The following is an 11,418-nucleotide window of genomic DNA, read 5'->3' as shown; positions in this document are numbered from 1 at the left end:
GTCGCCCTCTCACATCGGTGCCTCAGGAACGGGCGCGGCGCGCGGCCGCCTGTTGCCGCCGGGCTCCTGCCCGGCGTCGGTGCTCCGCGCGTTCACGCGCGTCCGGTCCGGGGGCCGCGGACGGCTCCCCCTCGGACCGGCTCAGATGGGCGGCCAGCGAGGCCACCGTCGGGTGCTGGAACAGTTCGACCATCGACACCCGGTGTCCGGTGTCCGCGGCGAGCAGCGAGCGCAGCTCGGCCATCAGCAGCGAGTGCCCGCCGAGGTCGAAGAAGTTGTCGTGGGCGCCGACCCGCTCGATCCCCAGCACCTTGCGCCAGAGTTCGGCCAGCGTGCGCTCCAGTCCGGCCCCGGGCGCGGCGAACGGCGCGGCCCCGGGCCGCTCCTGCGCCGGCTCGGGCAGCGCGGAGCGGTCCACCTTGCCGCTCGGGGTGAGCGGCAGGGCGTCCAGCACCGCGAACGCGGCGGGCACCATGTAGCCGGGCAGCCGTTCCCGCAGATGGGCGGCCAGCTCGGCGGGCCCGGGCGCCCCGGTGTCCGCGTCCACGGTCAGATGGGCGACCAGCCGTACGTCCCCGGACCGGTGCTCGCGGGCCGTCACCACCGCCTCGCGCACCGCGGGGTGCGCGGTCAGCACGGCCTCGATCTCGCCCAGCTCGATCCGCAGGCCGCGCAGCTTCACCTGGTGGTCCAGCCGGCCCAGGAACTCCAGCGCGCCGTCCTCGCGGAACCGCGCCAGGTCCCCGGTCCGGTACAGCCGCGCCGCCGGGTCCGGGTCGAACGGGTCCGGTACGAAACGCTCGGCGGTCAGCTCGGGCCGGTTGAGGTAGCCGCGGGCCAGGCCCCGGCCGCCGATGTGCAGCTCCCCGGGCACCCCGACCGGCAGCGGGCGCATCGCCCCGTCCAGCACGTGGATCCGGGTGTTGGCGATCGGCCGGCCGATCGGCACCGGGCGGTGCGGGTCAGGGTCCGGGCGGCAGGTCCAGTGGGTGACGTCGACGGCCGCCTCGGTCGGGCCGTACAGGTTGTACAGCCGGGCCCGGGAACGGGCCAGGAAGCGGTCCTGGAGGTCGCGCGGCAGCGCCTCGCCGCTGCACACCACCCGGCGCAGCGCGGTGCACTCCTCCACCGGCTCCCGCAGGAAGGCCTGCAGCATGGACGGCACGAAGTGCACCGTCGTCACCCGCTCCGACCGGATCGTGCGGACCAGGTAGCCCGGGTCCCGGTGGCCCTCGGGGCGGGCCAGCACGAGCGTGGCGCCGGCGGCCAGCGGCCAGAAGAACTCCCACACCGACACGTCGAAGGAGAACGGCGTCTTCTGCAGCACCCGGTCGGTGGCGTCCAGCCGGTAGGCGTCCTGCATCCACAGCAGCCGGTTGCGGATCGCCGCGTGCACGTTCATGACGCCCTTGGGCAGGCCGGTGGAGCCGGAGGTGTAGATGACGTAGGCGAGGTCCTCGCCGCCGATCTCGACGTCCGGGGCGGTGTCGGGCTCACCGCCCGGCGCGGCCTCGAACTCCTCCACGCACAGCACCTCGGCCTCGACCGCCGGCAGCCGCCCCAGCACCCGGCGCTGGGTGAGCAGCACCGGCACCCGGGCGTCGCGCACCATGTGCTCCAGCCGGGCGGCCGGCAGCTCCGGGTCCAGCGGCAGGTAGGCGCCGCCCGCCTTGAGCACCGCCAGCAGCGCCACCACCAGCTCCGGCGAGCGCTCCATCCCGACGCCCACCACCACGTCCCGGCCCACGCCGAGCCCGCACAGCCGGTGCGCCAGCCGGTTGGCCCGGCGGTCCAGCTCCCGGTAGCCGACCGAGCGCCCCTCGAAGCGCAGCGCCTCGGCCTCCGGATCGAGCCGGGCCTGCTCCTCGAAGGCCCGGTGGATCCAGCCCGCGTCGGCCGGCCACTCCTGGTTGGTGGCGTTGAACTCCTCCACCACCCGGCGGCGTTCGCCCTCCGTCAGCAGCTCCAGCAGCTCCACCGGGCGCTCCGGGTCCGCGACCGCCTGCTCGGCCAGCCGGCGGAAGTGCGCGGCCAGCCGCTCGACGGTGGACTCGTCGAACAGGTCGCGGTCGTACTCGAACCAGCCGCTCAGCCCGCCGTCCCGGTCGAAGGCCTGCAGCTCCAGGTCGAAGCGCGCGCCGCCGCTGCGCACCAGCACCTGCTCCAGCCGCGCGCCGCCCAGGGTGAGGTCCGGCACCGCCTCGCGGCCGTAGGCGAAGCTCACCTGGTACACCGGCGGGCGGCTGAGGTCACGGGCCGTGCCCAGCTCCCCGACCACCAGCTCGAACGGCACCTCCTGGTGCTCGTAGGCGCCCAGGCAGGCCGCGCGCACCCGCTCCAGCACCTCGGTGAACGACGGGTCGCCGCCCAGCTCGGTGCGGATCGGCAGGGTGTTGACGAAGTAGCCGATCAGCGGCTCCAGTTCGGGCCGGTCGCGGACCGCCGTGGGCACGCCCACCACCACATCCCGCTGCCGGCTGTACCGGGCGAGCAGCACGGTGAAGACGGCCAGCAGCGCCATGTAGGTGGTCGCGCCGCGCCGGTGGGCGAGCGCGGCCAGTTCCCGCACCAGCGGCTCGGGCAGCTCGAACGGCAGCGCGCCGCCGCGGAAGCCCTGTACGGCGGGCCGCGGCCGGTCCGTCGGCAGTTCCAGCGCGGCTGGCGCCCCGGCCAGCCGCTCCCGCCAGTACGCCAACTGCCCGGCCCAGCGGCCCTTGTCCTGCTGCTCGCGCTGCCAGACCGCGAAGTCGGCGTACTGCACCGGCAGCTCCGGCAGCGGCGAGGGCCGGCCGTCGGCGAACGCCGCGTACAGCGCGGCGAGTTCGGACAGCAGCACCCAGAACGACCAGCGGTCCGAGACCAGGTGGTGCAGCGCCAGGACGAGCACCGACTCGTCCTCGCCGGTGCGCAGCAGCGTCAGCCGCACCGGCGGCCCGGTCTCCAGGACGAACGGCTCGCCGATCGCCGCCGCCGTGATCCGCTCCTCCAGCCCGGCCGCCGTCAGCCCGGCGTCGCGCAGGTCGACCACCGGCAGCTCCGGCGCCGGCAGCGGCCGCACCACCTGGACCGGGCGGCCCTCGCGCAGCCCGAAGGCGGTGCGCAGCGCCTCGTGCCGGCGGACCACCTCGGTGAACGCCGCGCGCAGCACCCCGGCGTCCACCGGGCCGCGCACCCGTACCGCGCCCGGCACCACGTACGCCGGGTTGTCGGGGCGGACCTGCTCCAGGAACCACATGCCCTGCTGGAACACCGAGAGCGGGAAGACGTCCTCGGCCGGGCCGTCCGCGGCCCGCCGCTTCTCGGCGAGTAGCTGCTCCAGGCGCGCCCGCTGCTGCGGGGTCAGCGCGGCGAGGCGTTCGTCGAGCTCAGCCATCGGACCGCTCCGTCTCCCCGGTGACCCGGTCCAGCAGGGCGAGCAGCTCGGCGTCGTGGTCCGCGGAGCGGGTCACCCGGCGGATCGTCGCGTCCTCGTCGGCCTGCTCCGGCCCCGATCCGGCGGCCAGCCCGGCGACCACCTGCTCGGCCAGGCTCCGCACGGTGGCGCCCTTGAGGAAGTCGGCCACCGTCACCTTGACGCCGAGGCGGCCCTGGATCTCGTTGCGCAGCTCCACCGCCATCAGCGAGTCCAGCCCGAGGCCGGACAGCGGTGCGTCGGCGTCCACGGTGGCCGCGCGTGAGCCCAGGGCGGTGCGCACCCCGGCGGTCAGCCCGGCGACCAGGGTGTCGACGCGCTGCTCGGCGGGGGCCTTCAGCAGCTCCTCGGCGGTCGGCAGGGCGCTCGCCGCGGCCCGGCCGGGCGCGCCGGGCAGCGGCGCCGGACGCTCGGCGGTCCGCTCCGCCCGCTCGCGGCGCTCCGGACGCTCCGGACGGTCCGGGCGGTCCGGGCGGCCGGTCCGGGCCGGGTCCCGGCGGGTGGTCCGCACGGCGGTGACCTCGCCGCTGGGCTCGTGCCAGCAGCGGGTGGCGGCGAACGGGTAGTGCGGCAGGGGCGTGCGCGCCCGCGCGTAGTCGCGGTCGAAGCCGGCCCAGTCGACCTCCGCGCCCTCCACGTACAGCCGGCCCAGGCTCCCCAGCAGGACCTCCCAGTCGTCGTACTTGGGCCGCAGGCTGGGCAGCATCAGCACGTCGTCGCCGGTCAGCACCTCGCGGACCAGGCCCAGCAGGGTCGGTGCCGGGCCCACCTCCAGGAAGGTGCGGTAGCCCAGCTCGTGCAGCGAGCGCACCCCGTCGGCGAAGAGCACCGGCTGCCGGGCGTGGCCCAGCCAGTACTCGGTGTCCAGCGGCCGGTCCCACGGCCAGAGCCCGCCGGTCAGGTTGGACACCAGCGGCAGCCGCGGCGCGCCGAAGACGACCTTCTCCAGGGCCGTGCGCAGCGGCTCCAGCACCGGCTCGACCAGCGGGGAGTGCGAGGAGGTGGAGATCCGCAGCCGGCGCACCTCGGCGCCGCGCGCGGTGAACGCCTCGCAGAGCGCGTCGACCACCTCCCGCACCCCGGAGACGGTGGTGTTGGCCGGGCCGTTCACGGCCGCCACCGCCACCAGCGCGGCGTCATGGCGGGCGACCTCCGCGGCGACCTCCTCCGCCGGGGCCGAGATCGCGGCCATCGCGCCGGACTCGGCGAGCCGCTGCAGCAGCCGGCCGCGCTCGGCGACCAGCCGCAGCCCGTCCTCCAGCGGCATCGCCCCCGCGAAGCAGGCGGCGGTGTACTCGCCGAGGCTGTGCCCGACCACGGCGGCCGGCTCCACGCCCCAGGAGCGCCACAGCTCGGCCAGCGCGTACTCCACGGCGAACAGGCCGGGCTGCGCGAACTCCATGGTGTCGATCAGCCCGGCGTCCGCCGCCGAGGCCGGGTACACGGCGGACAGCAGCGGGGCCGGCAGGACGTCGCGCAGGATCTCGTCGCAGCGCTCCAGGGTGCGCCGGAAGGAGGGCTGGGTCTCGAACAACTGCCGGGCCATGCCCGCGCGTTGCGGCCCCTGGCCGGTGAACAGGAAGACCGGTTCGGCGCCGCCCGGCCCGTCGCCCCGGGCGGTGCCCAGCAGCAGGCCCTCGCCCGGGTCGTCCCGGACGAAGTCCGCCAGCCGGTCGGCGAGGTCCCCGGCGGAGGCGCCCACCGCGGCGAGCCGGTGCGGGAAGTGCGAGCGGCCGGTGCCGGCCGAGAAGCACAGGTCGGGCGCGGCCTGCGGGCCGGCCGCCGCCAGCCGGTCCTGGTAGCGGCGGGCGAGCTTGAGCAGCGCACCGCCGCTCTTCGCCGACAGGGCCAGTACGGACAGCGGGCGGCTGCCGTCCGGCTCCGCCGACGGGCGCCGCGGCGCCTGCTCGACGATCAGATGGGCGTTGGTGCCGCTGAAGCCGAAGCTGCTCACCCCCGCCGTGCGCGGCCCCGCACCGTCGGGCCACGGGGTCGGGGCGGTCGGGACGGCGAAGGTGGTCCCGTCGAAGGAGATGTGCGGATTGAGCTCCCCGAAGTGCAGGTTCGGCGGGATCAGCCCGCGGTCCACGCACAGGACGGCCTTGATCAGCCCGGCGATCCCGGCCGCCGCCTCCAGGTGCCCGAGGTTGGTCTTCACCGCGCCCAGGTAGAGCGGCGCGCCCTCGGCGCGGCCGTAGACCTCGGCCAGCGCCGCCACCTCGATCGGGTCGCCCAGCTTGGTGCCGGCGCCGTGCGTCTCGATGTAGCCGAGCCGCTCCGGCCCGATGCCGGCGGCGGCCAGGGCGTGCCGGAACACCTCGCGCTGCGCGGCCCCGTTCGGGGCGGTCAGCCCGGAGCTGCGCCCGTCCTGGTTGACGGCCGAGCCGCGGATCACCGCGAGCACCCGGTCGCCGTCGCGCTGCGCGTCGGAGAGCCGCTTGAGCACCACGATGCCGCAGCCCTCGCTGCGCACGAAGCCGTTGGCCGCCGCGTCGAAGGTCTTGCAGCGGCCGTCGTCGGCGAGCATCTCCGGGAACTGCGAGAAGGAGATCGCCGCGTCGGGGGAGACCACCGCGTTGACGCCGCCGGCCATCGCCAGGTCGCACTCGCCGAGGCGCAGGTTCTGGCACGCCTGGTGCACGGCGACCAACGAGGAGGAGCAGGCGGTGTCCACCGAGACGCTCGGCCCGCGCAGGTCCAGCAGGTAGGAGAGCCGGCCGCTGGCGATGCTGTGGGCGACGCCGGTGCTGGCGTGGGCGGTGATGTCGGCCGGCTCGCGGAACACCAGCCCGGCGTAGTCGTTGCTGCAGATGCCGAGGAACACCCCGGTGCGGCTGCCGGCCAGCGCGTGCGGGGCCTGCCCGGCGTCCTCCAGGGCCTCCCAGGCGACCTCCAGGACCAGGCGCTGCTGGGGGTCCATGGAGACGGCCTCGCGGCGGGAGATGCCGAAGAACTCGTGGTCGAAGCGGTCGATCCGGTCGAGGAAGCCGCCCCAGCGGGTGCTGTGCCGGCCGGGGGTGCGCGGCCGCTCGTCGTAGTACGCGTCGACGTCCCAGCGGTCGGCCGGGATCTCGCCGATCGCGTCGGTGCCGGCGGTCAGCAGTTCCCAGTACGCGTCCGGGTCGCCCACGCCGCCGGGGAAGCGGCAGCCGACGCCGACGACGGCGATCGGCTCGGTCCGGGCCCGCTCGTAGGCGTCGATCCGGTGCTGCATCCGCTCCATCGTCAGATAGGCGCGTTTCATCGCCGTCATGGACGCGGACCGGTCGTCGGGCGCGGGCGCGGGCGTGGCGGGCCGGGTGGTGTCGTCGTGTGTGGTCATCGTCCCTGTCCCCGGTCGGTCGGATCGGCATCGGAAGCGGCGTCGAACTGCTCGGTCTTGGCGAGGAGGAGGGCTTCGAGCTCGCTCTCCGAGAGGCCGTCGAGGTCGACGGGTTCGACGGTGGCGGGAGTGGTGGCGGGGGTGGCGACGGCGGCGGGTGCGGCCGGGGCGGCGGTCTCCCGCGTCGTGGCGGGCCCGGCCGGGGCGGGGCCGTTCGCCGCGGCCTCCAGCGGGATCCCCATCCGCTCGGCGAGGAAGGGCACCAGCGCGTCCAGCGTCGGGTACTGCCAGCCGAGGGTGGCGGGCAGCGGCACGCCGAGCGACAGCTCCAGCCGCGAGCGCAGCTCCAGGGTGCGCATGGAGTCGAAGCCGAGGCCGGCCAGCGGCGCCGAGGCGTCGACCGCGGCGGCGTCCGCGCCGGGCCCGTCCAGCACCCGGGCGGCCAGCTCCCGGCAGTGCCGGACCAGCAGGGCCCGGCGGCGCCGGCCCGGCTCGACCTCCAGCAGCCGTCGGCGGATCGCCGCCCCGCCGTCGGCCTGCGCCTCGGGCGCGCCGTCGCCGGTCGCCGAGGCCCGGACCACCGCGGCCGGGCTGCCCAGCAGCCGGGCGAGCGAACCGAGGCCCTCGCCGTCGACGCTCAGCGCGGGCAGCCCGAGCGCCCGGCGGTGCGCGGCGAGCGCGTCCAGGCAGGCGCCGAGCGTGCTCTCCCGGCCCGGGCCGGTGTCCGGGTCGCACAGGATGAAGAAGTCCAACTCCAGTGCGGCCGTGGCGAGGTGGAGCTGCCAGGCCTCGGCGGCCCGGGTCGCCGAGGCGCGCAGCGGGTCCTCCTGCGAGGCGGCCTCCTGCGAGGCGCCCGCCAGATGCACCACCCCGGCCAGGTCGAGCCCGGCCGGCAGCGCCGCCGGCTCCTCGCCGCGCGTCGGGTCCGCGACCGACAGCGCCACCTCCACGCCCCGGGCGCGCAGCCCGGCCACCGCCTCGGCGGCCGGGCCGGCGTCGGCGCCGGGGGAGCGCAGCAGGACGATCCGGCGCGCGCCCAGCTCCGCGAGGCGACCGGCCGCCGCCAGCGCGGCGGGCGTCGTCCCGCCGGTCACCAGGTAGCCGGCCCGCGCCGCCCGGACCACCGCCGGGCTCGGCGGCACCGCGATCTCCGGCGCCGGCTCCGGGCGCAGCACCAGCTTGCCCAGGTGCCGGGCCTGCGCCATGGCGGCGAACGCCTCCCGGGCCTCGCCGAACGGGCGGGCGGTGACCGGCAGCGGACCGAACTCGCCGGTCTCGAAGCCCCGCACCACCTCCGCGAACAGCTCGGCGAGCAGCTCCGGCCGGGCGTGGAAGGTGTGGTCGAGGTCGACCGCGAACAGCGCGCGGTTCCCCTTGAGGTGGCCGAGGCCGATCGGGCTGTCGTCGAAGATGTCACGCTTGCCCAGCTCGACGAACCGCCCGCCCGGCGCCAGCAGCGCCAGTCCGCGCCGCAGCGCCTCCCCGGTCAGCGAGTTGAGCACCACGTCGACCCCGCGCCCGTCGGTGGCCTCGGCGAGCTCGTCGGCGAAGGCCGTCGAGCGCGAGTCCATCACCCGCTCGATGCCGCCCAGTTCGCGCAGGAAGCGGCGCTTGTCCGGCGTCCCGGCGGTGGCGAACACCCGCGCCCCGCGGCGCCGGGCCACCGCCAGCGCGGCCAGCCCCACCCCGCCGCTCGCCGAGTGGATCAGCACCGTCTCGCCCGCCCTCAGCCGGGCCAGGTGTTCGAGACCGTAGACGGCGGTCAGGAAGGCGATCGGCACCGCCGCCGCCTGCTCGTCGTCCAGCGCCCCCGGTTGCGGCGCCACCAGGTGCGCCTCGGTGGTGGCGTACGCCGCCAGCGCGGAGGGCACCACGGCCATCACCCGGTCACCGACCCGCAGGCGCTCGACGCCCGCGCCGACCGCGCTGATCCGGCCCGCGCACTCGACACCCAGCGGGACGCTGCCGGCGGCGCCGGGGTAGGCGCCCATCGCCTTGAGCACGTCGCTGAAGTTCAGCCCGGCCGCCGCGATCTCGATCTCCACCTGCCCGGGCCCGGGCGCCGTCCGCTCCCAGCGGGTCGGCGTCAGGCTCTCCAGCAGGCCCGGACGGACCGCCAGGATCCGGTGGTTGGTGTCCAGCTCGGGATCGAACGGCCGCCGCTGCCAGCCGGGCTCGGTGCCGTCCGCGGAGTCCTGGGGCACCCGGACCGGGACGTGGCGGACCGGGCCGCGCAGCGCGGCCGACTCCTCCCCGGCGGGGCGCAGCAGCACGTCCAGCAGCCGGGCCGGGTCGTCCCCGGCCGGGTCCGGATCGAGGTCGACGAGCAGTGGGCGGGGCGCGCCGGGCCCCTCCGCGGCGGGGCCCCGGAGCAGCGCCTGGGCCGGGTCGGGAGCCGGGTCCCGCTCGTTCACCCGCTGCGCGCCCCGGGTGAGCAGGGCCAGCCGCGGCGTGCCGGGCAGGCCCTCCTCGGCCAGCTCCCGGAGCAGTTGGAGCGCCGGGCGCACGGCGTGCTCGCGCTCCTCGGTGAGCGGGAACGGCGCGGGCCCGTCCGGGCCGGACACGGTGTCCAGGCCCCAGGCGTAGACCAGCCCGGCCCACGGCTCGTCGCCGGCCGCCCGCAGCTCCTTGAGCAGGGCGGTGAGGTCCTCCGGGCGGCGCGGGTCGAGTTCGTGGCACAGCGGGTCCAGCCGCCGCGACCGCTCGCCGGGGGTGACGGTCACCCAGCTGCCGCGCCGGGCGACCAGCTCGGCGCCGAGCGCCGCGGCGACGCCGCCGCGGTCGGCGAACAGCAGCCACCGGCCGGGCGCGCCGCTCGCGGGCGGGGTGGCGCCGTCCTCGGCGGGGGCCCACTCCAGCGCGAACAGGGCGTGCCGTGCCTCGTCGGGCGTCCGACCGGCGGTGACGGTGGCCGTGGCCGCGCCGGGGGCGGCGGCAGCGGGCGCGGGCGGCGGTGGGAGGTCGGCCGGCTCGGGGGCGTGACGGCGGCGCTGCCACGGGTAGGTCGGCAGGTCCAGCACGGCCCGGGGCGGCGTCGGCGCCCCGTCGTGCTCCGTCTCGGTCTCGCCGGGCCCGGCCCCGGACGGCGATCCGCCCTCGGCGAGCGCCTGGAGCTCCCGCAGCGCGGTGGCCCGGTCGCCGGCCGCGATCAGGGCCCGCAGCCGGTGGCGGGCCCGCCCGGCGCCCGCCGAGTACGCGAACGCCGGATAGGCGCTCTCCGGCAGCCCGGCCAGTCGGCCGTGCAGGGCGGTGGCCAGCGCCCGCAGCGCCTCCGGGGTCCGGGCGGACAGCTCGAACCCGTCGACCGGGCCCACCGGCGCGGGGGCCGCGCCCTGGTCCTCGGCCGCGCCGACGACCACCTGCGCGTTGGTGCCGCCCATGCCGAAGGCGCTGACCACCGCGTGCCGCCCGGCCCGCTCCGGCCACGGCCGCAGCGCCGTCGGCAGGGTGATGCCGGTGCTGTCCAGGTCGATCAGCGGGTTGAGGGTGGCGAAGTTCACCAGCGGCGGCACCTCGCGCCGCTGCAGGCAGAGCACCGCCTTGACCAGGCCGATCACCCCGGCCGCCGACTCCGGGTGCCCCAGGTTGGCCTTGACCGAGCCGACCGTCAGCTCCGCCCCGCCGTTGCGGCGGCCCAGCGCGGCGGCGATCGCCTCCATCTCGATGGTGTCCCCGAGCGAGGTGCCCGTGCCGTGCGCCTCCACCAGACCGATGTCGGCGGGGGTGAGTCCGGCGTCCGCCAGCACCGCCTCGGTCAGCGCCACCTCCGACAGCACATTGGGCGCCGTGAAACCGGTCGAGCGGCCGGTCTGGTTCACCGCCGAGCCGTGCACCACCGCGTGCACCCGGTCGCCGTCGCGCCGCGCGTCCTCCAGCCGCTTGAGGACCAGCACACCGCAGCCCTCGCCCCGGGTGAAGCCGTTCGCCCGGGCGTCGAACGGGCTGCACCGCCCGTCCGGCGAGAGCGTGCCCGCCAGCTGGTGCAGCCGGGTCGCCCGCGGCGAGAGCACCAGGTTCACCCCGCCGGCCAGCGCCACGTCGCACTCCCGGCGGGCCAGCGCCTGGCGCGCCAGGTGCACCGAGACCAGCGAGGACGAGCAGGCGGTGTCCACCGTGATGGCCGGACCGGCCAGGCCCAGCGCGTACGCGACCCGGCCCACCGTGAAGCAGTGGCCGTTGCCGCCCGCCCAGTGGGTGTCCAGCTCCCCGCGGTGCCAGTCCCAGTACTCCTGCCCGGTGACCCCGACGAACAGCCCGGTGCGGGCCGCGTCCAGCCGGTCCGCCGGGAGCGCCGCGTTCTCCAGCGCCTCCCAGGCGACCTCCAGCAGCAGCCGCTGCTGCGGGTCGGTGCCGCGGGCCTCCTCGGCGCTCATGCCGAAGAACTCCGCGTCGAAGTCCATCACCTCGTCCAGGAAGCCGCCGGTGTGCGGCAGCCGCTCCCACTCGGCGGCGAACGGCCCGCGCCGCCCGGCGGGCAGCGGGCCCACCAGGTCGCGGCCGGCGGCCAGCGCCGCCCAGTAGCCGTCCAGGTCGGCGATGCCGCCCGGCAGCCGAAGGCCGATGCCGACCACGGCCAGCGGGCCGGTGCCGCTCGCGGCGTCCAGCTGCGCCCGCAGTTTGCGGACGGTGTCCAGCGCCCTGGTCAGCGGGGTGGGCGCGGAGGTCTGCTGCTCCGTCATCGCGC

3 protein-coding genes are annotated in these 11,418 nt (G+C 76.9%); all 3 read right to left on the bottom strand.

Going from position 1 to position 11,418, the window contains the following annotated elements; translation table 11 throughout:
- Nucleotides 1–22: 22 nt before the first annotated feature.
- The 3 genes from ACFVUH_RS21005 to ACFVUH_RS20995 are packed head-to-tail and all read right to left on the bottom strand — an operon-like array spanning nt 23 to nt 11,413.
- Nucleotides 23–3,373 carry an amino acid adenylation domain-containing protein gene (locus ACFVUH_RS21005; RefSeq protein WP_387914850.1) on the bottom strand — a complete coding sequence of 1,117 codons (3,351 nt, stop codon included), beginning with the start codon at nt 3,371–3,373 and terminating at the stop codon, nt 23–25.
- A complete protein-coding gene (locus tag ACFVUH_RS21000) occupies nt 3,366–6,734 on the bottom strand; it encodes a type I polyketide synthase (RefSeq protein ID WP_387914849.1) in 3,369 nt (1,122 codons plus the stop codon). The genes ACFVUH_RS21005 and ACFVUH_RS21000 overlap by 8 nt, the downstream gene beginning before the upstream one ends.
- Nucleotides 6,731–11,413 (bottom strand): beta-ketoacyl synthase N-terminal-like domain-containing protein, encoded by a 4,683-nt coding sequence (locus ACFVUH_RS20995; RefSeq protein WP_387914848.1) that lies wholly within the window; start codon nt 11,411–11,413, stop codon nt 6,731–6,733. The genes ACFVUH_RS21000 and ACFVUH_RS20995 overlap by 4 nt, the downstream gene beginning before the upstream one ends.
- Nucleotides 11,414–11,418: the final 5 nt, after the last annotated feature.

Origin of the sequence: Kitasatospora sp. NPDC058032, from assembly GCF_042885845.1 — a bacterium.
Lineage (GTDB): Bacteria > Actinomycetota > Actinomycetes > Streptomycetales > Streptomycetaceae > Kitasatospora.
This window is presented reverse-complemented; position numbering and strand designations above follow the sequence as displayed.

What these genes read in the sequence shown, in the direction of transcription:
- ACFVUH_RS21005 (WP_387914850.1), bottom strand. Translation starts at nt 3,373, where the DNA reads ATGGCTGAGCTCGACGAACGCCTCGCCGCGCTGACCCCGCAGCAGCGG.
- ACFVUH_RS21000 (WP_387914849.1), bottom strand. Translation starts at nt 6,734, where the DNA reads ATGACCACACACGACGACACCACCCGGCCCGCCACGCCCGCGCCCGCG.
- ACFVUH_RS20995 (WP_387914848.1), bottom strand. Translation starts at nt 11,413, where the DNA reads ATGACGGAGCAGCAGACCTCCGCGCCCACCCCGCTGACCAGGGCGCTG.